Raw genomic sequence first — 23,921 nt, forward strand, 5'->3', positions numbered from 1 at the left:
GGAACTATCAGCTCTGCTAGGTGGCTATGCGCGCCGACGGTGGAATACTTGCAGTTTGCATAGCCACTGATGGAAAGGAGCAAAGATGGGAAACGAGATGATGTGCGAAGCACTGGCGGCGGAACTGGAAGCGCAACAGGCGGCACAGGCGGGCGGCGCGTACCGCTCGGCGCCGCACGAGCTGCGGCGCCTGCGCATCGCCAAGCGCGAAAGCCAGGAAAAATTCTGGAGCCGCTTTGGCGTCACCCAATCGAGTGGCAGCCGCTTCGAGACCGGCCTCGCGGTCCCCGCGCCGGTCGCCATCCTGCTGCGCCTCTACGTCAATGGACGGGTCAGCGATGGTGATCTTCAGGCGTGATCAGGCCCAGGGCAATCGCCTTGACCACCGCCTGCTGGCGGGTGTTCACGCCGAACTTCTGGCGCACGTTCGCCAGGTGAAAATTGACGGTCGCCTCGGAACAGTTGGTGATCCGGGCGACCTCCCAGGATGACTTGCCGACCATGACCCACTGCAGCACTTCCAGCTCGCGCCGGGTCAGGCACGGCAGCTCCGGCTCCGCCTTCGCCTCGCGAAAGCGCGCCGAGGAGGCAAAGGCGTAGTCACGGATCAGCGACAGGGCCGGCAGCGCCTCGAACAGCGAGCGCTCGAACGGCGCATCGGGCCGCAGGTCGGAGGCGAAGCTGATCATGCCCAGCTCGCCCTGCGGGCCATGGATGGGCAGCGTCACCCCACTGCGGATGCCGTGCGCGCTGGCTTCCTCATAGAGTGCGCCGGGCACCCCGTTGCCGAAGGTGGACGGCGCCCAGACCAGCGGCAGCGTGTTCGAGACGCAATGGACCACGGTCGGATCGACATAGTGGAAGCCGTTGGCATCGTAACGGTCGCGCCACGCGAGCGAATAGTTGCTGCGCGTGAACGCATGTTCAAAGCGCACATGTCGCGACGGTACAACGCCATACAGCATCTGGTCGAAACCCTGGCTGCGCGCGAGCTCGAACAAACGCTGCGCCCATATGCGGTCGTCTCCGGCTTCCAGCAGCCCCAGTAATAAAGAGGTATCGATCATTGGACAAATGCGGGTCAAGACTGTCGTTTTATCGTAAATGACTTTGGCGTCAGAATATTCACCAATTGCCACAACGCCGACGAATGCCAGATTGTGCGGCAACACAATTGTCGTTCCGATACAAGAACATTCTCCTAATCGTGCGCTGTATTGATGGGGATTACGTTACCCTCCGCCGGATGCCCATTCCAGGTTTTCTTATTAGCAAGATTTCCTGACGCCAGCACCTTTCACCTATTACGATGCTTGACTTGACTTTGCACAAGAGTATCTTCTCAGCAGTTCACAATTCACAGTCGCCGGTCCCACCGGCGCGGCACTCTTTCACCCCCTACGCGAAACAAGGATTTAGTCGATGAACAACATGACCGACATGGGCGAACAGTTGGACGTCAAACTATTGCTGACCACCCTGATGGCGCTGAAAAAAGGCGACTTCTCGGTCCGCATGCCCTCGGACTGGACTGGCGTGTCAGGCAAGATTGCCGACACCCTGAACGACATCATCGAGACCAAGCAGAAGATGGTGGAGACGGTCACCGACGTGTCGCGCGTGGTCGGCCGCGAGGGCCACCTGACCCAGCGCGCCGACCTGCCGGGCGTGGTGGGCGGCTGGGCCACCATCATCAGCTCGGTCAACACCCTGATCGACGACCTGGTGCGCCCGACCACCGAGATGGCGCGCGTCATCGGCGCGGTGGCGAAGGGCGACCTGTCGCAGACCATGGCGCTGGAAGTGGACGGGCACCCGCTCAAGGGCCAGTACCTGCGCGCGGCGATGACCGCGAACACCATGGTGGAGCAGCTGTCCTCGTTCTCGTCCGAGGTGACGCGCGTGGCGCGCGAGGTGGGTACCGAGGGCAAGCTGGGCGGCCAGGCGCAGGTGAAAGGCGTGGCGGGCACCTGGAAGGACTTGACCGACTCGGTGAACTCGATGGCGGGCAACCTGACGTCGCAGGTGCGTAACATCGCCGAGGTGACCACCGCGGTGGCGAACGGCGACTTGTCCAAGAAGATCACGGTGGACGTGCGCGGCGAGATCCTGCAGTTGAAGGACACCATCAACGTCATGGTGGACCAGTTGCGCTCGTTCGCGTCCGAGGTGACCCGCGTGGCGCGCGAGGTGGGTACCGAAGGCAAGCTCGGCGGCCAGGCCTACGTGCCGGGGGTCGCGGGTACCTGGAAGGACTTGACCGACAACGTCAACTTCATGGCCTCGAACCTGACGGGCCAGGTGCGTAACATCGCGGCGGTGACGACCGCGGTGGCGAACGGCGACCTGTCCAAGAAGATCACCGTGGACGTGAAGGGCGAGATTCTCGAGCTGAAGAACACGATCAACGTCATGGTGGACCAGTTGTCCTCGTTCGCATCCGAGGTGACGCGCGTCGCGCGCGAGGTCGGCACCGAAGGCAAGCTGGGCGGCCAGGCGGTCGTGAAGGGCGTCGCGGGGACCTGGAAGGACTTGACCGACTCGGTGAACTCGATGGCGGGCAACCTGACGGGCCAGGTGCGTAACATCGCGGACGTGACCACCGCGGTGGCCAACGGCGACCTGTCCAAGAAGATCACGGTGGACGTGAAGGGCGAGATTCTCGAGCTGAAGAACACCATCAACGTGATGGTCGACCAGCTGAACTCCTTCGCATCCGAGGTGACCCGGGTGGCGCGCGAGGTGGGTACCGAAGGCCGCCTGGGCGGCCAGGCGAACGTGCCGGGCGTCGCCGGCACCTGGAAGGACCTGACCGACGGCGTGAACTCGATGGCCGGCAACCTGACCGGCCAGGTGCGCAACATCGCGGAGGTGACCACCGCGGTGGCCAACGGCGACCTGTCCAAGAAGATCACGGTGGACGTGAAGGGCGAGATTCTCGAACTGAAGAACACGATCAACGTCATGGTGGACCAGCTGTCCTCGTTCGCATCCGAAGTGACCCGGGTGGCGCGCGAGGTGGGTACCGAGGGTAAACTCGGCGGCCAGGCCTACGTGCCGGGCGTCGGCGGCACCTGGAAGGACCTGACCGACAACGTGAACTTCATGGCATCGAACCTGACCGGCCAGGTGCGTAACATCGCGGCGGTGACGACCGCGGTGGCGCGCGGCGACCTGTCCAAAAAGATCACCGTGGACGTGAAGGGCGAGATCCTGGAACTGAAGGACACCATCAACGTCATGGTGGACCAGCTGTCCTCGTTCGCATCGGAAGTGACCCGCGTGGCGCGCGAGGTGGGTACCGAGGGCAAGCTCGGCGGCCAGGCCAACGTGTCGGGTGTGGCGGGTACCTGGAAGGACTTGACCGAGAACGTCAACCAGCTGGCGGCGAACCTGACCAACCAGATGCGCGCGATCGGCGAGGTGGCGACCGCGGTGACCCGCGGCGACCTGTCGCGCTCCATTCAGGTGGAAGCGCGCGGCGAGGTGTCCTACCTGAAGGACAACATCAACGAGATGATCCGCAACCTGAAGGAGACCACGCAGAAGAACGCGCAGCAGGACTGGCTCAAGACCAACCTGGCGCGCTTCACCCGCCTGCTGCAGGGCCAGCGCGACCTGCAGGCCGTGACCAAGCTGATCCTGTCGGAACTGGCGCCGCTGGTGTCGGCCCACCACGGGGTGTTCTACATGATGGACTCGCAGGAGACCGACGCGCGCCTGCGCATGATCGCTTCCTACGGCTACCGCTCCAGCCGCAAGCTGCCGACCTCCTTCCTGCCGGGCGAAGGCCTGGTGGGCCAGTGCGCGCTGGAGAAGAACCGCATCTGGCTGACCGACGTGCCGCGCGACTACATCGTGGTCTCGTCCGGCCTGGGATCGGCGCCGCCGAACAACATCGTGGTGCTGCCGATCCTGTTCGAACAGCAGGTCAAGGCGGTCATCGAGATCGCGTCGCTGGACCGCTTCACCGAAACCCACCTGTCCTTCCTCGACCAGTTGATGGAATCGATCGGCGTGGTGCTGAACACGATCGAGGCGAACAGCCGTACCGAATCGCTGCTGACCCAGTCGCAGTCCCTCGCCCAGGAACTGCAGCAGACCAACCAGGAACTGGCCGAGAAGGCGCGCCTGCTGTCCGAGCAGAACATCGAGGTGGAACGCAAGAACCGCGAGGTGGAACAGGCAAAGCTGGCGCTGGAAGAAAAGGCGACCCAGCTGGCCCTGTCCTCGAAGTACAAGTCCGAGTTCCTGGCCAATATGTCGCATGAACTGCGCACGCCCTTGAACTCGCTCCTGATCCTGGCGCAGCAGCTGTCGGATAACCCGGAAGGCAACCTGTCCGCGCGCCAGGTGGAATTCGCGAAGACCATCCACGGCTCCGGCTCCGACCTCTTGACCCTGATCAACGACATTCTCGACCTGTCGAAGATCGAATCCGGCACCGTCACGCTGGACGTGTCGGAATACCGCTTCTCGAACCTGCGCAACTACGTGGACCGCACCTTCCGCCACATGGCGGAAGCCAAGCACCTGGGCTTCCAGGTCGACCTGGCGGACAACCTGCCGACCGCGGTGATGACCGACACCACGCGCCTGCAGCAGGTCCTGAAGAACCTGCTGTCGAACGCGTTCAAGTTCACCAGCCACGGCCAGGTCGAACTGACCATCAGCTTGGTAAACAGCGGCTGGACCCACGACCACCCGAACCTGGTGCATGCCGACGCGGTGCTGGCCTTCTCGGTGCGCGACACCGGCGTCGGGATCCCGTCCGACAAGCTGCAGCTGATCTTCGAGGCATTCCAGCAGGCCGACGGCTCGACCGCGCGCAAATACGGCGGCACCGGCCTGGGCCTGTCGATCTCGCGCGAACTGGCGCGCCTGCTGGGCGGCGAGATCCGCGTCGAGTCGACCGTCAACGTCGGTTCGACCTTCACCCTGTACCTGCCCTACAACCGCGCCGGCTTCATCAACTACGAGCAGACCCGCCAGCCGCAGCCGGCCCGCCTGGCCCCGCCGCCGGCTCCAGCAGCCGCCACGGTGTCCTACCAGCCGGCGGTGGAGGCAAGCAGCGAAGTAGCGACCTCCGAGGCGGTGGACACCGGCTCGCTGGTCGAATATTCCTCGGTGCTGGACGACCGCGGCCTGGTGACTCCGGGCGACCCCTCGGTGCTGATCGTGGAAGACGACGAGCGCTTCGCCAAGGTGCTGCTCGACTTCGCGCGCGAGAAGAACTTCAAGGGCGTCGTCACCCAGCGCGGCGATTCGGCGCTGTCCCTCGCCCGCGACTACCTGCCGTCCGCGATCCTGCTCGACATCGACCTGCCGGACATCGACGGCTTCACGGTGCTCGACCGCCTCAAGCGCGACCCGAACACCCGCCACATCCCGGTGCACGTGATGTCCCAGCAAGCGGAGCGCGAGCGCGCGCTGCGCCAGGGCGCGATCTCGTACATCAACAAGCCGGTAGGGCGCGAGGCGCTGCAGGAAGAGTTCAAGCGCATCCAGAAGTTCCTGATGGGCGGCAAGCGTTCGCTGCTGGTGGTGGAAGACGACATGGCCCAGCGCGAGTCGATCGTGGCCCTGATCGGCAACACCGACATCCACATGGTGACCGTGGACACGGGCGCCGCCGCTTGGTCCGCGCTGGAGAGCGCGCGCTTCGACTGCATGGTGCTGGACCTGACCCTGCCGGACATCTCGGGCTTCGACCTGCTGGACCGCATCGGCGCCAACGAACGCCTGCGCGACCTGCCGGTGGTGATCTACACCGCCAAGGAACTGTCGCGCAAGGAGGTCACCAAGCTCAAGCGCTACGCCAAGACCATCGTCATGAAGGACGCCCGCTCGCCCGAGCGCCTGCTCGACGAAACCGCCCTGTTCCTGCACCGTTCGCAGGCCAGCCTGCCCGAGCAGCAGCGCCGCATCCTGGAAGAGATCCATGCGGCGGACGGCGGCCTGGCCGGCCGCAAGGTCTTGATCGTCGACGACGACCTGCGCAATATCTTCGCGCTGTCCACGCTGCTGGAGCGCCAGCAGATGCAGGTGCTGTTCGCCGAGAACGGCCGCGACGGCATCGAGGTGCTGGAAAAGGATCCGAGCATCGAGATCGTCCTGATGGACATCATGATGCCGGAGATGGATGGCTACGACACGATGCGGGCCATCCGCCGCATCCCGAAGTTCCGTTCGCTGCCGATCATCACCCTGACCGCGAAAGCGATGAAGGGTGACCGCGACAAGTGCATCGCCGCCGGCGCCTCGGACTACATCACCAAGCCGGTCGACGTGGCCCAGCTGCTGTCGATGATGCGTGTCTGGCTCCACTGAGGCCGCGGCGATGGGTGAATTGAGCGCCTGGTCCGGGTTCGCCGGACTGAGCGGCCTTCAGGCAACCGAGGAACTCGAGCTCGAACTGCTGCTGGAAGCGGTCTACCAGCGCTTCGGATTCGATTTTCGCGGCTATGCGCGCCCGCGCCTGCGCGACAAGCTGTTCGCGCTGATGCGCACGCGCGGACTGGGGACCGTCTCGAGCCTGCAGGAGCAGGTGCTGCACGAGGCCGGGGTCGCGCACGAGCTGGTGCGCACGCTGGCGGTGCCGCAGACCCGGCTGTTCGACCTGCCGGAAGACACGCGCCGCCTGCGCACCGCACTCGGCGACAGCCTGCGTCCGACCGCCCTGCCCAAGGTCTGGCTGGCCGAACCGGCCGGCGTGGCCGAGGCCTGGACGCTGGCGATCCTGCTGGCCGAGGAGAAACTGTACGGCCGCACCGAGGTGTTTGCCACCGTGGCCAGCGACGAGCTGCTGTTCGAAGTGCGCAACGCGTCGCTCCCGTTGGACCAGCTGGCGCAATCGCAGGCGCAGTATCAGGCCAGCGGGGGAAGCGGGCGCCTGAGCGACTACTTCGAGGTTGCGGGCGGCGAAGCGCGCCTGCTGCCGCGCCTGCGCGAACGCATCACCTGGGCGCAATACAGCCTGGTGACGGATGCCTCGTTCAACGAGTTCCACGGCATCATCTGCCGCCACGCCCTGCCCGACTTCGGGCCGCTGCTGCGCCAGCGCGTGCTGCGCCTGTTCCGCGACAGCCTGTCGCTGTTCGGGGTGCTGGGTCTGGACCGCGAGCTGTCCGCCACCGACGCCGGTGCGGCGGACTACCAGCCGCTGTTCGCGGATGAGGGCTGGTACAAGCGGGTGCGGTGATTTTCAGGCTGACTGGACGCGCGGTCGGCACAGCCGACCACGCGTTCAAGCAAAGCTTGTTCATTCCCCCATCAAGCTTTGTATTCGGCTGCGATCCGGTCGCGCCACGCCTGCAGGTGCGCCATCCCCTCCTGCCCCGGCCTGAACCTCAACAATCCGCGTGCGAACTCAATCGTGCAAAAGGCCGTGATGTCGGCAATCGTGAACCTGTCGCCGGCCACGTAGGGCTGCCTGCCGAGCTCTCCGTCGAGCCAGCGCGCCGTCGCGCGCATCTTTTGTCCCTGCGCGGCGCCGAACTCGGGAAACTGCGGCTGCTCCAGGGTCGCCAGCCCCGGATGCGTATGGCGCACGCACAGCGCCGTTTCCAGCATCAGGTACAGCTCCATGCGGCGGTCGGCCATCTCGATGAAGGCGCGCTCGGTGCTGTCCACCCCCATCAGGTTGGGTTCCGGATACAGGCCTTCGAGGTAGGTGCAGATGGCGCGCGTCTCGCTCAGCACGCGGCCATCGTCGAGCACCAGCACGGGTACCCGCGCCAGCGGATTGAGCGCGGTGAATTCCGGGCTGCGGTGGGCGCCGGCATTCAGGTCGACGTCGACCAGTTCGATGCCGTCGATGCCTTTGGCCGCCATGAACATGGTGACGCGGCGCGGATTGGGGGCGCGGGGACTGACGTAGAGGCGCATGGGCTTTTCCATCCTTGAACAGGGACGCTCATGATAGCGCGAAGCGGCGGGAACTCAGGCAGGTGCGAACAGCGCGGCCGGCCCGCTGGCGGCGCGCGCGGCATCCATCCAGGCATCGACCGCGGCCGCGCAAGCCGGCGCCAGGTGCAGCCCGAGCTTGGTACGGCGCCACAGCACGTCCTCGGCGCAGCCGGCCCACTCGTGCCGCATCAGGTAGCGCAGCTCGGCCGCGTACAGGCCGGGAGCGACTTCCTCCCCCAGGTCGCCCAGGCCAGTGGCGCCGGCCAGGAGGACTTCGGCACGGGTCCCGTAGGCACGCCCCCAGCGCCGCGCCAGGCCGGCAGGCAGCCAGGGATGGCGGCCTGCCAGCGCGGCCGCCCAGCGCTCGAATTCGAGCACGGCGCGGCTGGCGGGCACGCTGCCGAACAGGTCTCCGCCCGGCAGCACGGCCTGCGCCGTCCAAGCCGGCCGGGGCTGCCCGAGCGCGGCGCAGATCCAGTCCGCCGCCTGCTCGGCCAGCTTGCGGTAGGTGGTGATCTTGCCCCCGAACACAGACAACAGCGGCGCGCCGGCAAGGTCGTGTCCGAGCAGGTAGTCGCGGGTGGCCGCGCTGGCGCTGGCGGCGTCGTCGTCGAGCAGAGGGCGCACGCCCGAGTAGGACCAGACCACGTTCGCCGGCGTGATCCGGCGCCGGAAATAGCGGTTGGCGAGCTCGCACAAATAGGCGGTCTCGGTCGCGGCGATCGCCACCTGGTCCGGGTCGCCCTGGAACTCGAGGTCGGTGGTGCCGATGAGGGTGAACGCATCCTCATAGGGCATCGCGAACACGATGCGGCCGTCGGGATGCTGGAAGATGTAGGCGTACTCGTGGTCGAACAGGCGCGGCACCACGATGTGGCTGCCCTTGACCAGGCGCAGGCGGCGCGCGCAAGCGCTGCCGGCCGCGGCCTGGGCGACCCGCGCCGCCCACGGCCCGGCCGCGTTGACCAGGCAGCGCGCCTTGACCGTGAAGCTGCGCTCGCCCTGCACCAGCGTCGCCATCCAGTACCGGGAGTGGCGCTCGAAGGCCGCGCAGCGCGTATGCGTCAGCACGCTCGCGCCGCGCTCGTGTGCATCGAGCGCATTGAGCACCACCAGCCGGGCGTCGTCGACCCAGCCGTCCGAGTACACGAAAGCGCGCGTGAAGGACGGCTTGAGCGGGCCGCCGGCGCGATGCCCCGCCAGGGCGACCGCGTTCGAGGCCGGCAGGAAGGCGCGCGGCGCCAGGCGGTCGTACAGGAACAGGCCGGCGCGGATCAGCCAGGCCGGCCGCTGCGTGCTGTCGTGCGGCATCACGAAGAGCAGCGGATGCATGATGTGCGGGGCGCTGCACAGCAGGATTTCGCGCTCGAGCAGCGCCTTGCGCACCAGGCCGAAGGCGCGGTGTTCGAGGTAGCGCAGGCCGCCGTGGATCAGCTTGCTCGACGCGGACGAGGTATGGGAACCGAGGTCGTCCTTGTCGCACAGGACCACCCGCAGTCCGCGCCCGGCCGCATCGCGCGCGATACCCGCGCCGTTGATGCCGCCGCCCACGACCAGCACGTCGCATTCCAGCTGGGTGTCATCGATCATATCGCGCCTCCTGTCGGCGGGCCGGGCCGCCTAGCCGGTCCAGTGTAGCTACTTGGCGCTGGAGCATCTTTGCTTGTATCAATTATGCAAAGAATGCGTCTGCCTGTGTGTAAAATCGGCACATGCACAACTCATCCAGCACCGACGTGCGTGCCTGGGTCCGCATGCCATCCGGCAAGCGCCTGGACCTGCTCAACCCGACTCCCTTCGACTGGGACGATGCCGACCTGGCGCTAGGCCTGGCGCGCACCTACCGCTGGGGCGGACACTCGGCCTGGCCGCTGCCCCTGTCCGTGGCCCAGCACTCGCTCACCGTGATGCTGCTGCGCCGCGCCCGCGCTCCCCGGCCCACGCCCCTGCAGGAACTGCGCGAGCTGCTGCACGACGCCGAGGAAGGCCTGCTCGGCTTCGATGCGATCTCGGTGATCAAGCCCTTCCTGGGCGAAGGCTTTCGCGCGTTGACGAAGCGCCTGGAGCAGATGGTGTTCCTGCGCTATGGTTTGCCGGCCTGGACCGAGAAGGAGCACGGGCTGCACAAGCAGGCCGACCGGCTGGCGGCGGCAAGCGAGGCAGTGCACGTGACCGGCTGGACCCGCGATGAGGTAAGGCGCACGCTCAAAATCCGCGCCGCCGTGCTGGACCAGGATCCGCTGGCGGCCTATTTCGGCTGCACGCCCTGGGAACCGTGGTCCCCGAGCCTTGCCGCGGAACGCTTCCTGGCCGAGCTGGATCGCCTGAAGCAGGCCAGCGCCAACGCGCGTGCCTGATTTGCGCAACACGGGCTTTCTACACCATGCTGCATGGCCGCCGCCGCAAATGGGTGCAAAGCTTGAGGAAGCTCAAACTCCGCACGTAAGCAATTGATTTTATAGGAAATTCTCGTATATCCACAAGAACTGTGGATAAAGATGTGGAAAAGCACTACTTGACAAGCCGAAAGTCCAGTAATGATGCGGGTTTCAACAAATTGCTCGTTCCGCAGGCAAATTGAAAAACTCTAAAAATCAAGGACTTGCACACACGACGCTTTCGTGCGGTGCGGGGCTCTGGGGCATATTCCTACAAAATCGCCGCACGGGGGATAAGTCCTCAACGTGCGCCGATCTTCGCTTATTTCCACACGTTCCTGGCCCGCTCCCGCACCAGCATGCGCACGCTCTCCGGCACCGGCTTGCGCAGCTGCTGCGTCTCCGCGCTCAGCCAGGTGGTTTCCTCGAAATGCTTGAGCATGGCTGGGGTGATGAAGCGCGTGCGCGCGGCATAGACGTGGCGGTCGCCCATCTGCGCCTGCTGCTTGATGAAGAAACGGTTCGGCAGCACCAGGTGCAGGTGTTCGCGGGCGCGGGTCATGGCCACGTAGAGCAGGCGCCGCTCTTCTTCGATGTCATCAATGCTGCCGGTGCTCATGTCGGACGGGATGCAGCCGTCCACCACGTTCAGCACCGTCACCGATGTCCACTCCTGTCCCTTGGCGGAATGGATGGTCGATAGGATCAGGTAGTCTTCGTCGAGCAGCGGGCTGCCGGCGCGGTCGCTGGTGGCTTCGGGCGGGTCCAGCGTGATCTCGGCCAGGAAGCTCTCGCGCGTCGCGTGCCCGCCCGCCAGGGCGGCCAGCTGCTCGACGTCGGCGGCGCGCACCTGGGCGTCGTCGTACCTGCGTTCGAGCATCGGCAAGTACCATTGCTTGACCAGCTCGATGTCGGCCGGCCAGCGCAGGCCGGGCGTGCGCAGGCGCCGGTACAGCGCGCTGAAGGCGGCCCAGTCCTCGCGGCTCTTGCCCGGCGCGGCGAAGCCCTCCACCGCCGCCACCGGGTCGGCGGCCTCGCCTACGGCGTCCAGCAGGCGGGTGGCCGTTGCCGGGCCGATCCCCGGGATCAGCTGGGCGACGCGAAAGCCCGCCATGCGCCCGCTGGGGTTCTGGGCGAAGCGCAGCACCGCCAGCACGTCCTTGATGTGGGCCGCTTCCAGGAACTTCAGGCCGCCGAACTTCACGAAGGGGATGTTGCGGCGCATCAGCTCCAGCTCCAGCGCGGCGCTGTGGCTGGCCGCGCGGAACAGCACCGCCTGCGACCTTAAGCCGATGCCGGCCTCGCGCTGCTCCAGGATGCGGCGGCAGACCCAGCGCGCCTGCTCGGCTTCGTCCGGGATCAGGACCAGTTGCGGCTTGAGGCTGGATGTCTTGTCGGTCCAGAGCGTCTTGGCGTGGCGTTCGCGGGCGGCCGCGATGACGGCGTTGGAAGCGTCCAGGATAGGCTGGGTCGAGCGGTAGTTGCGCTCCAGCGTGATGACGTGGGCGCTCTGCGTGAACTGCTTCGGGAAGTCGAGGATGTTGCGCACGGTGGCGCCGCGAAAGGCATAGATCGACTGGGCATCGTCACCGACCACCATCACGCCCGCGCCGGTGGGCTTCATGCCGGTGACGATTGCCCCCTGCAGGCGGTTGGTGTCCTGGTATTCGTCCACCAGCACGTGGTCGAAGCGCCCGCCCAGTTCAAGCCCCAGCTCCGGGTCGCTCGCCATCTCCGACCAGAACAGCAGCAGGTCGTCGTAATCGAGCACGTTCTGCTCCTGCTTGGCATCGACGTAGGCGCCGAACAGGGTCTTCAGTTGCCCTTCCCACTCGCTGCACCAGGGGAAGGTGGATTGCAGCACCGCCTCCAGGGGCTCGCGGCTGTTGACCACGCGCGAATAGATCGACAGGCAGGTGCCCTTCAGCGGAAAGCGCTTTTCCGTCGTTGACAGGCCGATCTCGTGGCGCACCAGTCCCATCAGGTCTTCGGCGTCGCCACGGTCGTGGATGGTGAAGGATTCGTCCAGGCCGATGCGGCCGGCATACTCGCGCAGCAGGCGCGCGCCGATCGCGTGGAAGGTGCCGGACCAGGGCAAGCTCAGCTGGGCCGCGTTGGCGCTGCCGCCCTTGCCGAGCAGGCGCTGCAGCACGCCGCCGGCGCGCTGCCCCAGCTCCCCGGCGGCACGCCGCGAGAAGCTCAGCAGCAGGATGCGCTGGGGATCGGCGCCAGCCTGGATCAGGCGTGCGACCCGGTGCGCCAGCGTATTGGTCTTGCCCGAGCCCGCCCCGGCCACCACCAGCAGCGGCCGCGCGCCGGCGGCGCCGATGTCGTGCTCGACCGCCGCGCGCTGTTCGGCATTCAGGCCGGCGAAGGGATCGTCGGAGGCGGGCTGGTCAAGGACGGCGGACATGGAGGTGACAGGAAAATGGGGGCTGCGAATGTCATACTGTACATTTATCCAGTTCTCTTGCGCAAGCCTCAATCCTGGAATAGTCAAGCCTGCGCACGATTGAAACCCCGTTTTGCCCGGCATCAGGTCATGGATTACATGCAGAAGCCATGCTAAGTAGTTAATAACTAAAAAGTTTTCCTGATATCCACAAAGTCTGTGAATAACTATGTGGAAAAGCGGGGGCTTGACACGCCGGATGCGGCCATCCGTGCGGCTTTCAACAATTTGCCTATTGGGAAGGCAATCACGATAGGCCCACAAATCAAGGGTTTACACGCTACTGTCGCGCAACTGGCACGGAGATGCACAAAATTATTTTACGGCAATTTTTGTGTATAAGCCCGGCCCGTCTGCAAGGTCAGCGCTGCGCCGCCCCGCGCCGGCGCCGCCTACAATGGCCGCGCAACCAACTACTGCGAGGACGCCATGAGCATGCACCCCGATCCCGATCTGAACCCTGGTGACGAAGCCGAACCCGACACGCCCGGCGCCGGCGAAGACGTCTGTGAAGCCTGCGCCGGCAGCGGCAAGCTGTCCGACGGCCGGCCCTGCTCCAACTGCGGCGGCACCGGCAAGGTGATGCGCGGCATCGGCGGCGGCTGAGCGCCCGCCCCGCATGACAGGCTGGCAGCGGCGCGACGACCATCCCGGGATGCGCGCTACGCCTGCCACCCATCCCGATCCGGACCGTCTCCGTCCGGCGTCGCTGGCCGACCTGTTCGTCTCGTTTACCGTCCTTGCCCTGCAAGGCTTCGGCGGCGTGCTCGCGGTGGTCCAGCGCGAGATCGTCGAGCGCAAGCGCTGGCTGACGCAGGAGGAATTCATCGAGGACTGGGCCGTGGCGCAGATCATGCCCGGGCCGAACGTGCTCAACCTGTCGATCATGATCGGCGCCCGCTGGTTCGGCCTGCCCGGGGCCGTGGCCGCGGCCGCTGGACTGCTCGCCTTGCCGCTGCTGCTGGTGCTGGTGCTGGCGGCCTTCCACGCGCAGTACGCGGATCACCCCGCGGTGACCGGCGCGCTGCGCGGCATGGCGGCCGTGTCGGCCGGCCTGATCGCCGCCACTGGCCTCAAGCTGTCCAGCGCCTTGGCGAAGAACCCGATCCCGCTGCCCTGGTCGATCGGCATCGCGGCGGCGGCTTTTGCCCTGCTGGCCTGGCTGCGCGCACCGCTGCTCTGGGTGCTGCCCGCGCTGGGCGGGCTCGGCTTCGTGCTGGCCTGGCGCGGCTTGCGATGACGACGGCGCCGCTCCTCGTCCTGGGCTGGCACGACTGGCTCAACTTGTTCGTCCATTTCCTGATGCTGTCGCTGATGCAGTTCGGCGGCGCGATCTCGGTGAGCGCCGACATGCAGCGCTTCCTGGTCGAAGAGGAGGGCTGGCTGGCCCCTTCCCAGTTCAGCGATGCGATCGCGCTGGCGCAGGCGGCGCCGGGACCGAACGTGCTGTTCGTCGCACTGATGGGCTGGCACCTGGGCATGAACACCGGCAGCCTCGGCGCCGCCCTGGGCGGCGTGGCGCTGGCCATGGCCGGCATCCTGCTGCCCTCTTCCATCCTCAATTACCAGGTCGCGCAGTGGGGACACCGCAATCGCGAGCTGCGCACGGTGCGCGCCTTCCGGCTCGGCATGGCGCCGACCGTGATCGGCATGCTGCTGGCCACCAGCTGGCTGCTCGCCGGCGCCGGTCCGGCGCACGGCAGCTGGCCGGTCTGGCTGCTCGCCGGGGCGAGCTGCCTCGTCATCTGGCGCACCCGCCTGCACCTGCTGTGGCTGCTCGGGGCCGGCGCCCTGATGGGCGCACTCGGATTCGTCTGACTGGCAAGCCGGGACGGCACAGGGCATACTTGCGGGATTGACCACTTATCCAGCGAACCCATGCTCGAACTTCTCAGCGAACATGCCTGCTTCGGCGGCGTCCAGCGTTTTTACCGTGTCGATTCGGCCGCCATCGGCCTGCCGATGCGCTTTTCCGTCTACCTGCCGCCCGGCGCCGAAGGTAAACGCCTCCCTGTTCTGTTCTACCTGGCCGGTCTGACCTGCACCGAAGAAACCTTCATGATCAAGGCCGGCGCCCAGCGCGTGGCGGCACAGGAAGGCCTGATCCTGGTCACGCCCGACACCAGCCCGCGCGGCGCCGGCGCGCCCGGCGAAACCGACAGCTGGGACTTCGGCGCGGGCGCCGGCTTCTACGTCGACGCTACCCAAGCCCCATGGTCGCAGCACTACCGCATGTACAGCCACGTGCTGGAACTGCGCGAACTGGTGCTGGCCCAACTGCCGGCCGACCCGGCGCGGGTCGGCATCTTCGGGCACTCGATGGGCGGACATGGCGCGCTCATGATGGCGCTGCGCAATCCCACCCTGTTCCGTTCGGTGTCGGCGTTCGCGCCGATCGCGGCGCCGATGCGCTGCCCGTGGGGTCAGAAGGCCTTCGGCGGCTACCTGGGCAGCGACCAGGAATCCTGGCGCCAGTACGACGCGAGCGAACTGATGGCCGCGATGGACACGGCGCCCTTCCCCGGCGGGATCCTGATCGACCAGGGGCTGGCCGACAAATTCCTGGCCGAGCAGCTGTATCCGGAAGCCTTCGAGGATGCCTGCGCGCGTGCCGGCCAGCCCTTGACGCTGCGCCGGCATGCGGGCTACGACCATGGCTACTATTTCATCTCGACCTTCGTGGAAGACCATGTGCGCTTCCATCGCCGCCTGCTCGGATGAGGGATGGCGGGGTCCAGGCCGGCGCCTGCCCCGCCCGCTTGAAAACGCCCCGCCTCCGACCTATAAAGACATTGCCGGCATCCGCCGGCACGCTCAATGTCTATCCATGGAGGCCATCATGAATCTCATTAGACGGGGCAATAGCCCGCTCCCGGCCTACCGTCCGGGCGCCGTCGAGGACCAGTTCGGGCGCATGGTCGAGAGCATGTTCCAGGACTTCTTCGCGCCGCTCGCACAGGGCGGGCAATGGGCCGGCGAAGGCGCGGCGACGCCGCGGGTCGACGTCAGCGAGACCGAAAAGACCTACGAAATCCAGGCCGAACTCCCCGGCGTGAACAAGGAGGACGTCAAGGTGTCGGTCGACGGGCAGCGCATTACCATCGAGGCGGAATGCCGCTCGGCAAACGAACGCCGCGAGGGTGAAACCGTGGTGTATGCTGAACGTACCGCACGCAGGTTCATGCGCAGCTTCGCCCTGCCCACCGAAGTCGACGACGGTGCGGCACAGGCCAAGCTGGAGAACGGCGTACTGCAGCTGAGCCTGCCCAAAAAGCAGGGTACTGAAGCACGCCGCCTGACCATCCAGTAATCGCCGGCCACGCGCCCGGCGCCATCCATGGTCCGTGTCCCGCGTTGCGGCGCCCTGCCGCGGCGCGGCGCGGCCGTTTTGCATTTTACGATGGTTCGGTTTGTTCTATGCGTTTCACCATGCCGGAAACCGAAGGCTACAAGGACCGCGCCCACGCCGGCCGACAACTGGCGCGCAGCTTGCGCCATCTCGCCGGCGGGGCCGACCCGATCGTGCTCGGCCTGCCGCGCGGCGGCGTGCCGGTGGCCTTCGCGGTGGCCCAGGCCCTCGGCGCCGAGCTCGACGTCCTGCTGGTGCGCAAGCTGGGCATGCCCGGCAACGAGGAGTACGCGATGGGCGCGATCGGCAGCGGCGGCGTGCGCGTGCTGCAGCCGGGGGTGCCCGGCCTGCTGGGCGTGACGCAGGAACAGGTGGAGCGGGTGGCCGCGCGCGAACTGGCCGAGCTCGAACGGCGCGACCGCCTCTACCGCGGTGGACGCCCGCCGCCGCGGCTCGCGGGCCGCTGCGTGATCCTGGTCGACGATGGCATTGCGACCGGGGCCAGCATGCTGGCCGCGGTCCAGGTCGCGCGCAAGCACCAGGTCGCGCGGCTGGTGGTGGCGGCGCCGGTGGGCGCGCCCGACACCCTCGAACGGCTCGCGCGAGAAGCCGACGAAGTCGTCTGTCCGCTTGCCCCTTCCCGCTTTCAAGCGGTCGGCCAGTTCTACCGGTCGTTCGGGCAGACGGAAGACGAAGAAGTACAGGACCTGCTGGCACAGGCATGGGCGGCGCCCGCCGCACCGGATGGTGGGCAGCAGGGGAACAAGGACAACAGAAAGGAGCGGACATGAAACCAATTCCAACCGAGACGGCAACCGATGTGGGCAGCGTGGGCAAATGGCTGGGTGCGGCAGCGGCGGGAGCGCTGCTGATGTACCTGCTCGATCCCGAGCGCGGCACGGCGCGCCGTTCGCGCGCACTGTCCGCGATGCGCGCCGCCGGCGCCCGTACCGGGGCGACGGTCGACGGTGTGCTGCACGGCGCCGGCGACCGCCTGGCCGGGCTCAAGGACAGCGCCGCCAACGCCCTGTCGCGCGGCGCCGATCGCGTGCAGGCGCAGGCGGCGCCGATGCTCGAGCGCGCCCGCCACGGCGTCCAGGAAGCCACCCATCGCCTGGAAGACAGTGCTCAACGCCTCCGCGAGCGCGCCAAGACTGCGGCCGAGGACAGCGGCGTGCGCGGCTATGACGCCGATGCCGGCCGTACGCCGGCGCCCTCCAACCGCTATGAACCGGCCCGCGATTACGGCGCCGAGCAGCGCGAGCGCGGCGGACTGTCCGCGTGGCTGCGCGGCTCCCGCGGCGGCGCCCGGGACGGACGCGGCCCCGACTATCTGGAAGGCGCCCATCCGGCCCTGGTGGGCGGCGGCATGCTGGGCCTGCTCAGCCTGATGCGCCGCTCTCCGGGCGGCCTGCTGATCGGACTGGCCGGCCTGGCCCTGCTGTGGCAAGGCACCCGCGACAAGACCTACCGCGTCAGCGACAACATTCCGGCCAGGCTCCCGCAGATGAAGCACCAGGACGAGCACGGCCAGGCGCCGGTGATCCCGCCGGCCGAGCAGTCCGGCAGCCGCTACCTGCACTGAGCGAGGCGATGCGTCCATGGCCAGCGCTACCCAGCATGACACCGCCGTCCTGCGGGCGGCGGCCCGGCCGCTCACCGGCAGCGCGTCCGACTACGACGCGCTCCTCGATCTGGTCGGCGATGCGCGCTTCGTGCTGCTCGGCGAAGCCACCCATGGTAGCGCCGAGTTCTACGATGAGCGCGCACGCATCACGCAGCGCCTGATCGAGGAAAAAGGCTTCACCGCTGTGGCGGTCGAGGCCGACTGGCCCGATGCCTGGCGCGTCAACCGCTACGTGCGTGGCGAAGGCGCGGACCCCGACGGACGCGCCGCCCTGTCCGGCTTCGAACGCTTTCCCGCCTGGATGTGGCGCAACACCTCGGTGCTGGCTTTCGTGGAGTGGCTGCGCGCTCGCAACGACGCCGCCGGCGCCGGGGGCGGCAAGACCAAAGCCGGTTTCTATGGGCTCGACCTGTACAGCCTGTTCACCTCGATCCAGGAAGTGCTGCGCTACCTGGAACAGGTCGATCCGGTTGCCGCACAAGAAACCCGGCGCCGCTACGCCTGCTTCGACCACTACGGCCAGGACAGCCAGCACTACGGCTATGCGGCCGGCGTCGGCCTGTCGGAGTCGTGCCAGCAAGGCGTCAACGCGGCGCTGCAGGATTTGCAGCAGCGCGCCTTCGACTACATGCAGGCCGACGGCGCCAGCGCCGAAGATGCCTTCTTCTACGCCCAGCAGAATGCGCGCCTGGTGAAGAATGCCGAGGAATACTACCGCACCATGTTCCGCGGGCGCATCTCGTCCTGGAACCTGCGTGACAGCCACATGGCCGAAACCCTCGATGCGCTCGCGCGCCACCTGGGGCGCGCGGGCAAGCCGGCCAGGATCGTCGTCTGGGAGCACAATTCGCACATCGGCGACGCGCGCGCCACCGAGATCGGGCGCCAGGGCGAATGGAACGTGGGCGAACTGGCGCGCAAGGCCTACGGCCAGGATGCCTGCCTGATCGGTTTCACCACCTACGACGGCCGGGTGACGGCGGCCTCCGAATGGGACGGCCCGGCCGAACACAAGCAGGTCCGGCCCGGCATGCCCGGCAGCTACGAGCACCTGCAGCACAGCGTCGGCATGGAGCGCTTCTTCCTGCCGCTGCGCACACCCGGCGCGGCGCGCGACCTGCTGATGGAAGAACGGCTGGAGCGCGCCATCGGCGTGCTCTACCTGCCGCGCAGCGAGCGCCAGAGCCATTACTTCATGGCCCAACTGGCGCGCCAGTTCGATGCGGTGATCCACATCGACCATACCAGCGCGGTGACGCCGCTCGATGCGACCAGTGGCTGGCATTCGGACGAGCCGCCGGAGACCTATCCGCAGGGGCTGTAGGCCCTCAGCCCTCGAAGAATGCGTAGCCGTTCCTGCCCTGCCCCTTCGCCAGGTACAGCGCGCTGTCCGCGGCCGCCAGCAACTGCTCCTGCGCCTGGCGCGGCTGCGACAAGGCCACGCCGACGCTGGTCGAGGCGTGTACCGGGCCGGCGCTGGTGGAAAACGGCACCCGCATGCTCTCCACGATTTTTTCCGCGATGTGCTCGGCCTCGACGCGCGTGCCGATTTCCTCGAGGATGACCACGAACTCGTCGCCCGACAGGCGCGCCGGGGTATCGGTGGCGCGCACGCCGGCGCCGAGGCGGCGTGCGAATTCCTTCAGGACTTCGTCGCCGACGCCGTGCCCATGGGTATCGTTGATCTTCTTGAAGTGGTCGATGTCCAGGTAGGCCAGGGCCAGCGGCTTGCCGCTGCGGCGCGCGCGGTCGAGCGCGTGGTGCAGGGTCTCGCCGAACATGCGCCGGTTGGCGATGCCGGTCAGGGTGTCGACCCGCGCCAGCTGCCGCAGCTGTTCCTCGACTTCCTTCACGTGGGTCATGTCGTGCACCAGCGCGTACACCCCCGCCACCCTGCCGTCCGGCTGCTGGTCGGGGATGTAGGTCGCCTGCAGGATGCGCGGCTCACCCTGCACCGGGATGCGCACCTCATGCGTCACCGCCTGCCCGCCGAAAGCCTGTTCCAGGTGCGGAGAAAGGTCGGCCTCGGTTTCCGCGCCCAGCAGTTTCGCAACCGGCATCCCGACCAGTTGCTCCGGCGAGATGCCGAACCATTTTTCGTAGGTCGCGTTTCCGAAGCGGAAGCAATGGTGGCGGTCGATATAGGAAATCAGGACCGGGAGGTTATCCGTGATCATGCGCAGGCGCCGCTCGCTTTCCGCCCGCTCGTTTTCGGCCAGCTCGCGCTCGGCCATCAGCGCATGGAAGGCCCGCCCCAGTTCGCCGATTTCATCCTTGCGTCCGTCGCGCAGGACGTCGATCGCGGCGCCATCCATGCGGATCGCGGCGACGTTGTCGCGCAGCTCCTGCAGCGGCGCCAGCAGCCGGAACACCAGCACCCAGGCCAGCAGGCCGGCCGCGAGCGCCAGCCCGCCGGCGCTGAAAAAGGCGTTGTGGCGCATCCTGTCCATCGGCGCGAACGCCTCGTCGCTCGGATAGCGCGCCGCCAGGATCCATCCGGTGCTGCGCAGGCGCTTGTAGGCATAGATCGAATCGGTGCCGTCCTTGCTTTGCGCTTCCAGCCAGCCTTCGAAGCCGGCCAGGGCGCGCTCGGTGCCCTGGTTCACGCCGGGCGTGCTGCCGACGTGCCGGAACAGGCGCGCTTCGTCGGGATGGTCGATCACCATGCCCTCGGCCGTCATCAGGAACAGGTAGCCGGTCTTGCCCGGCTTGAGGGTGCTGATCTGGCGCAGGAAGCCGGAACGCCGCAGGTCCACGCTGCCGGTCAGCACCGCCGCCACCCCGCCCGACTCGTCCAGTATCGGCGCGCTGAAGACCACGATGTGATTGTTCGTCAGGCGGCTGCGGATCGGCCGCGAGATCACGCCCTTGCGCGTCTGGAGCGTGCGCTCGAAATAGTCGGTGCCGCGTGCATTGAGCGAGGTCGGCCCGGGCAGCTCGCGCACCGACAGGCGCATCTCGCCGTCGCCGTCGAAGACCACCAGGTTCAGGTATTCGTCGGTGCCCCACAGCTTCACCTGTTCGGACAGGAAGGGCCGCAGCCCGGCCCAGTCGCTGCGCAGCCGCGGAGGAATGCCCGCGGCCAGGGCCTCAATCTGCCCCAGCCTGGCGGCCAGGCGGTCGTCCATAAAGGAGGCCGCGCCCGACAGCATGGTGAACTGCTGGTCGCCGATCACGCGCTTCATGCCACGCTCGGCCACCGACAGGGTCGACAGCGTTACCAGGAGGGTGGCGGCGAACACCAGTACCGCCGCCACCGAGGCGAGGCGCAGCTTGAGGTTCGCCGAGGCCAGGCGTGGACCTTGTTGGGGCATGAATTGTCGCGATACAGTCAGCAGGATGACAAAGTATTACATATTCCCTGTATCCATACCGCCCCCTTTGACCGGCAAACAATCAATATTGTTGAGAGCGCTTGATTGGATTAGCATGGCGGATTCCCTCATATTTCTTCCCTGCAAACGCCGAGGCCAACGAATGAGTACATACACGCTGCACATCAACGGCAAGAACCAGGCCGTGGACGTCGAACCCGACACGCCACTGCTGTGGGCCTTGCGCGACACCCTTGGCCTCGTCGGCACCAAGTACGGCTGCGGCCTCGGCCAGTGCGGCGCCTGCACCGTGCACATCGACGGCGTGCCGGCGCGCGCCTGCCTGACGCCGGTCTCCAGCCTGGGCAAGCAGAAGATCACCACCATCGAGGGTCTCGACCCGAACGCCCGCCATCCGCTGCAGCTGGCCTGGCAGGAGCTCGACGTGCCGCAATGCGGCTACTGCCAGTCGGGCCAGATCATGAGTGCCTGCCACCTGTTGAAGCAGCATCCGAAGCCGACCGACGCCCAGATCGACGAGGCGATGGCGGGCAACCTGTGCCGCTGCGCGACCTATACCCGGATCCGCGCCGGCATCCACCGCGCAGCCGAGATCGCTTCGACCGGAAAGGGCAAGAAATGAACGCATTGCGCTCGCCATCTCGCCGCAGCTTCCTGCGCAGCTCCGCCATCGGCGGCGCCTTCATGCTCGGCATGTCGGCCGAAGGCGCGCTGGCCGCAGCCGCCAACGCGGCCAGCACGCCGGATTTCACCCCGAACGCGTTCATCCGCATCGGCCGCGACGGCCGCGTGACGCTCATCTCGAAGCAGCCCGAGATCGGACAAGGCATCAAGACCTCGCTGCCGATGGTCATCGCCGAACAGCTCGAGGTCGATTGGAAGGACGTGCGCATCGTTCAGGGCGACCTCGACACCGCCCTCTACGGTCCGCAAGGCGCCGGCGGCTCGACCTCGACCCCGAACAACTACGAGAATTTCCATCGCCTCGGCGCCGCGGCGCGCATGATGCTGGTGCAGGCCGCGGCCACTGCCTGGGGCGTGCCGGTGGCCGAGTGCGCCGCCAGCAAGGGCGCCGTCGTCCATACTGGAACCAAGCGCCGGCTCGCCTACGGCGCCCTGGTGGAAGCGGCAGCGAAGTTGCCGGTGCCCGAGGCAAAAAGCGTGGTGCTGAAGGACCCGGCCGCCTACCGGCTGCTGGGCACCCGCGTCGGCGGCGTGGACAACGCGGCCATCGTCAGTGGCAAGCCGCTGTTCGGGATCGACGTGCGCCTGCCCGGCATGCTGTACGCCGTGTATGCCAAGTGCCCGGTCTTCGGCGGCAAGCCCGTCAAGGCCAACCTGGACGCGATCAAGGCCATGCCGGGCGTGAAGGACGCCTTCATCGTCGAAGGCACAAGCAACCTGAACGGCTTGCGGCCGGGCGTGGCGATCGTCGCCACCTCGACCTGGGCCGCGCTGCGCGCCCGCCGCACGTTGCAGGTGACGTGGGACGAAGGCGATGGCGCGGGCCACAGCTGGGCCGATTACACGGCGCAGGCCCAGGCGGCATCGAAACAGGCCGGCGCGGCCACGGTACGCAAGGACGGCGACGTCCCGGGCGCGCTGGGCAAGGCCGCCAAGGTGGTGGAAGCGGCCTACAGCTACCCCTTCATCTCGCACGCCAGCATGGAGCCGCAGAACTGTACCGCGTGGTTCAAGGAAGACGGCGCGCTGGAACTGTGGGCGCCGACCCAGAACCCGGGCTCCGGCCAGGCATTGGTGACGGCCACCTTCGGTATCCCGAAAGAGAAGATCCTGCTGCACATCATCCGCAGCGGCGGCGGTTTCGGGCGCCGGCTGAGCTCGGACTTCATCGTCGAGGCGACCGCCATCGCGAAGTGGGTCGCGGCGCCGGTCAAGCTGACCTGGACCCGCGAGGACGACCTGCAGCACGACCACTTCCGTCCGGGCGGCTTCCACTTCCTGCGCGCCGGCGTGGATGCGGCGGGCAAGGCGGTGGCCTGGCACAACCATTTCGTGAGCTTCGCTAACCGCGTCGAGCGCGAGGGCAAGAGCGTCCTGCAACCGGGCAGCGGCGGCAATCTGTCCAGCGACGAGTTCCCGGGCCGCTGGCTGGAGAACTGCCTGTTCGAGCAGACCATGCTGGAAACCCGGGTGCCGATGGGCCCATGGCGGGCGCCGGGCAGTTGCGTGTTCTCCTGGGTGCTGCACAGCTTCATCGACGAACTGGCGCATGCCGGCGGGCGCGATCCGCTCGCATTCCGCCTCGAGCTGCTGGGAAACAAGGACCTGATGCCGGCCAGCTTCGAGCGCGGCCAGGCCTACGACGTCGCGCGCATGCGCAATGTGCTGGTCGAAGTGGCGCAGCGCGCCGGCTGGGGCAAGAAGACCTTCCCGCGCGGCCAGGGCCAGGGCATCGCCTTCCACTTCAGCCACCGCGGCTATGTGGCCCAGGTGGCCGAGGTGACCGTGTCGCGCGAGGGCAAGCTGAAGGTGGACCGGGTGGTGGTGGCGGCCGACGTCGGGTCGCAGATCGTCAACCTGTCGGGCGCCGAGAACCAGGTGGAAGGTTCGGTCATCGACGGCCTGTCGACCATGATGTTCCCGGAGCTGAACATCGAACAGGGCCGCATCGTGCAGTGCAACTTCCACGATTACGCTCTGCTGCGCATGCCGGACAGCCCGACGAAGATCGAGACCCACTTCATCAAGACCGACAATCCGGTGACGGGGCTGGGCGAACCGGCCCTGCCGCCGCTGGCGCCGGCCGTGTGCAATGCGATCTTTGCCGCGACGGGCAAGCGGGTGCGCCAGCTGCCGCTGAGCAAGACCGACCTCAGCTGGAGCTGATGGGACGGCGGGCGCCGCCAGG

19 protein-coding genes are annotated in these 23,921 nt (G+C 67.1%); 14 read left to right on the forward strand and 5 right to left on the reverse strand.

What is annotated here, in order from left to right:
* Positions 1 to 85: 85 nt before the first annotated feature.
* Positions 86 to 358, forward strand: a complete 273-nt coding sequence (locus MasN3_RS16455; RefSeq protein ID WP_281908608.1) for a helix-turn-helix domain-containing protein — start codon at positions 86 to 88, stop codon at positions 356 to 358.
* Here MasN3_RS16455 and MasN3_RS16460 read toward each other — a convergent pair.
* Entirely contained in the window at positions 333 to 1,169 is an 837-nt protein-coding gene (locus MasN3_RS16460; protein WP_281908611.1) for a helix-turn-helix transcriptional regulator, read from the reverse strand. The genes MasN3_RS16455 and MasN3_RS16460 overlap by 26 nt on opposite strands.
* Positions 1,170 to 1,422: 253 nt before the next feature.
* Here MasN3_RS16460 and MasN3_RS16465 point away from each other — a divergent pair, with 253 nt between their 5' ends.
* Both MasN3_RS16465 and MasN3_RS16470 read left to right on the forward strand, forming a co-directional pair.
* A complete protein-coding gene (locus MasN3_RS16465) occupies positions 1,423 to 6,330 on the forward strand; it encodes a response regulator (RefSeq protein WP_281908612.1) in 4,908 nt (1,635 codons plus the stop codon).
* A complete protein-coding gene (locus tag MasN3_RS16470) occupies positions 6,314 to 7,201 on the forward strand; it encodes a CheR family methyltransferase (RefSeq protein ID WP_281908613.1) in 888 nt (295 codons plus the stop codon). The genes MasN3_RS16465 and MasN3_RS16470 overlap by 17 nt, the downstream gene beginning before the upstream one ends.
* A gap of 71 nt (positions 7,202 to 7,272) precedes the next feature.
* Here MasN3_RS16470 and MasN3_RS16475 read toward each other — a convergent pair whose 3' ends face one another.
* The gene (locus MasN3_RS16475; protein WP_281908615.1) at positions 7,273 to 7,887 is read right to left on the reverse strand and encodes a glutathione S-transferase family protein; all 615 of its coding nucleotides are present in this window, start codon (positions 7,885 to 7,887) and stop codon (positions 7,273 to 7,275) included.
* Between the two features lie 54 nt (positions 7,888 to 7,941).
* Positions 7,942 to 9,498 (reverse strand): glycerol-3-phosphate dehydrogenase, encoded by a 1,557-nt coding sequence (gene glpD / locus MasN3_RS16480; protein ID WP_281908616.1) that lies wholly within the window; start codon positions 9,496 to 9,498, stop codon positions 7,942 to 7,944.
* Between the two features lie 122 nt (positions 9,499 to 9,620).
* On the opposite strand from glpD, the gene MasN3_RS16485 reads away from it, so the two are divergent.
* Complete coding sequence (locus MasN3_RS16485; RefSeq protein WP_281908617.1) at positions 9,621 to 10,265, forward strand: phosphohydrolase; 645 nt, start codon at positions 9,621 to 9,623, stop codon at positions 10,263 to 10,265.
* A gap of 343 nt (positions 10,266 to 10,608) precedes the next feature.
* Here the strand turns inward: MasN3_RS16485 and MasN3_RS16490 are convergent, their stop codons facing one another.
* Positions 10,609 to 12,699, reverse strand: coding sequence for an ATP-dependent helicase (locus MasN3_RS16490; RefSeq protein WP_281908618.1), 2,091 nt, complete (start codon positions 12,697 to 12,699; stop codon positions 10,609 to 10,611).
* Between the two features lie 468 nt (positions 12,700 to 13,167).
* On the opposite strand from MasN3_RS16490, the gene MasN3_RS16495 reads away from it, so the two are divergent.
* The 8 genes from MasN3_RS16495 to MasN3_RS16530 all read left to right on the forward strand — a co-directional run bounded on the left by MasN3_RS16495 (position 13,168) and on the right by MasN3_RS16530 (position 19,038).
* Entirely contained in the window at positions 13,168 to 13,344 is a 177-nt protein-coding gene (locus tag MasN3_RS16495; RefSeq protein WP_281908619.1) for a hypothetical protein, read from the forward strand.
* A 49-nt stretch (positions 13,345 to 13,393) separates the two neighbouring features.
* Positions 13,394 to 13,978, forward strand: coding sequence for a chromate transporter (locus MasN3_RS16500; RefSeq protein ID WP_281914529.1), 585 nt, complete (start codon positions 13,394 to 13,396; stop codon positions 13,976 to 13,978).
* The gene (locus MasN3_RS16505) at positions 13,975 to 14,556 is read left to right on the forward strand and encodes a chromate transporter (protein WP_281908621.1); all 582 of its coding nucleotides are present in this window, start codon (positions 13,975 to 13,977) and stop codon (positions 14,554 to 14,556) included. Before MasN3_RS16500 ends, MasN3_RS16505 begins: the two co-directional genes overlap by 4 nt.
* A gap of 60 nt (positions 14,557 to 14,616) precedes the next feature.
* Positions 14,617 to 15,459 carry an S-formylglutathione hydrolase gene (gene fghA, locus MasN3_RS16510; RefSeq protein WP_281908623.1) on the forward strand — a complete coding sequence of 281 codons (843 nt, stop codon included), beginning with the start codon at positions 14,617 to 14,619 and terminating at the stop codon, positions 15,457 to 15,459.
* A 118-nt stretch (positions 15,460 to 15,577) separates the two neighbouring features.
* Entirely contained in the window at positions 15,578 to 16,048 is a 471-nt protein-coding gene (locus MasN3_RS16515) for an Hsp20/alpha crystallin family protein (RefSeq protein WP_281908625.1), read from the forward strand.
* A 107-nt stretch (positions 16,049 to 16,155) separates the two neighbouring features.
* Positions 16,156 to 16,878, forward strand: coding sequence for a phosphoribosyltransferase (locus MasN3_RS16520; protein WP_281908626.1), 723 nt, complete (start codon positions 16,156 to 16,158; stop codon positions 16,876 to 16,878).
* Positions 16,875 to 17,672 (forward strand): hypothetical protein, encoded by a 798-nt coding sequence (locus MasN3_RS16525; protein ID WP_281908627.1) that lies wholly within the window; start codon positions 16,875 to 16,877, stop codon positions 17,670 to 17,672. The genes MasN3_RS16520 and MasN3_RS16525 overlap by 4 nt, the downstream gene beginning before the upstream one ends.
* A gap of 16 nt (positions 17,673 to 17,688) precedes the next feature.
* Positions 17,689 to 19,038 carry an erythromycin esterase family protein gene (locus MasN3_RS16530; protein ID WP_281908628.1) on the forward strand — a complete coding sequence of 450 codons (1,350 nt, stop codon included), beginning with the start codon at positions 17,689 to 17,691 and terminating at the stop codon, positions 19,036 to 19,038.
* Between the two features lie 4 nt (positions 19,039 to 19,042).
* Here the strand turns inward: MasN3_RS16530 and MasN3_RS16535 are convergent, their stop codons facing one another.
* Positions 19,043 to 21,028 carry a diguanylate cyclase domain-containing protein gene (locus tag MasN3_RS16535; protein ID WP_281908630.1) on the reverse strand — a complete coding sequence of 662 codons (1,986 nt, stop codon included), beginning with the start codon at positions 21,026 to 21,028 and terminating at the stop codon, positions 19,043 to 19,045.
* A gap of 163 nt (positions 21,029 to 21,191) precedes the next feature.
* Here MasN3_RS16535 and MasN3_RS16540 point away from each other — a divergent pair, with 163 nt between their 5' ends.
* Positions 21,192 to 21,671 carry a (2Fe-2S)-binding protein gene (locus MasN3_RS16540; protein ID WP_281908631.1) on the forward strand — a complete coding sequence of 160 codons (480 nt, stop codon included), beginning with the start codon at positions 21,192 to 21,194 and terminating at the stop codon, positions 21,669 to 21,671.
* Complete coding sequence (locus tag MasN3_RS16545) at positions 21,668 to 23,899, forward strand: xanthine dehydrogenase family protein molybdopterin-binding subunit (protein WP_281908632.1); 2,232 nt, start codon at positions 21,668 to 21,670, stop codon at positions 23,897 to 23,899. Before MasN3_RS16540 ends, MasN3_RS16545 begins: the two co-directional genes overlap by 4 nt.
* Positions 23,900 to 23,921 lie beyond the last annotated feature (22 nt).

Origin of the sequence: Massilia varians (genome assembly GCF_027923905.1) — a bacterium.
Classification (GTDB): Bacteria; Pseudomonadota; Gammaproteobacteria; order Burkholderiales; family Burkholderiaceae_D; genus Telluria; species Telluria varians_B.

What these genes read in the sequence shown, in the direction of transcription:
- MasN3_RS16455 (WP_281908608.1), top strand. Translation starts at nt 86, where the DNA reads ATGGGAAACGAGATGATGTGCGAAGCACTGGCGGCGGAACTGGAAGCG.
- MasN3_RS16465 (WP_281908612.1), top strand. Translation starts at nt 1,423, where the DNA reads ATGAACAACATGACCGACATGGGCGAACAGTTGGACGTCAAACTATTG.
- MasN3_RS16475 (WP_281908615.1), bottom strand. Translation starts at nt 7,887, where the DNA reads ATGCGCCTCTACGTCAGTCCCCGCGCCCCCAATCCGCGCCGCGTCACC.
- glpD (WP_281908616.1), bottom strand. Translation starts at nt 9,498, where the DNA reads ATGATCGATGACACCCAGCTGGAATGCGACGTGCTGGTCGTGGGCGGC.
- MasN3_RS16485 (WP_281908617.1), top strand. Translation starts at nt 9,621, where the DNA reads ATGCACAACTCATCCAGCACCGACGTGCGTGCCTGGGTCCGCATGCCA.
- MasN3_RS16490 (WP_281908618.1), bottom strand. Translation starts at nt 12,699, where the DNA reads ATGTCCGCCGTCCTTGACCAGCCCGCCTCCGACGATCCCTTCGCCGGC.
- MasN3_RS16495 (WP_281908619.1), top strand. Translation starts at nt 13,168, where the DNA reads ATGAGCATGCACCCCGATCCCGATCTGAACCCTGGTGACGAAGCCGAA.
- MasN3_RS16500 (WP_281914529.1), top strand. Translation starts at nt 13,394, where the DNA reads ATGCGCGCTACGCCTGCCACCCATCCCGATCCGGACCGTCTCCGTCCG.
- MasN3_RS16505 (WP_281908621.1), top strand. Translation starts at nt 13,975, where the DNA reads ATGACGACGGCGCCGCTCCTCGTCCTGGGCTGGCACGACTGGCTCAAC.
- fghA (WP_281908623.1), top strand. Translation starts at nt 14,617, where the DNA reads ATGCTCGAACTTCTCAGCGAACATGCCTGCTTCGGCGGCGTCCAGCGT.
- MasN3_RS16515 (WP_281908625.1), top strand. Translation starts at nt 15,578, where the DNA reads ATGAATCTCATTAGACGGGGCAATAGCCCGCTCCCGGCCTACCGTCCG.
- MasN3_RS16520 (WP_281908626.1), top strand. Translation starts at nt 16,156, where the DNA reads ATGCGTTTCACCATGCCGGAAACCGAAGGCTACAAGGACCGCGCCCAC.
- MasN3_RS16525 (WP_281908627.1), top strand. Translation starts at nt 16,875, where the DNA reads ATGAAACCAATTCCAACCGAGACGGCAACCGATGTGGGCAGCGTGGGC.
- MasN3_RS16530 (WP_281908628.1), top strand. Translation starts at nt 17,689, where the DNA reads ATGGCCAGCGCTACCCAGCATGACACCGCCGTCCTGCGGGCGGCGGCC.
- MasN3_RS16535 (WP_281908630.1), bottom strand. Translation starts at nt 21,028, where the DNA reads ATGCCCCAACAAGGTCCACGCCTGGCCTCGGCGAACCTCAAGCTGCGC.
- MasN3_RS16540 (WP_281908631.1), top strand. Translation starts at nt 21,192, where the DNA reads ATGAGTACATACACGCTGCACATCAACGGCAAGAACCAGGCCGTGGAC.
- MasN3_RS16545 (WP_281908632.1), top strand. Translation starts at nt 21,668, where the DNA reads ATGAACGCATTGCGCTCGCCATCTCGCCGCAGCTTCCTGCGCAGCTCC.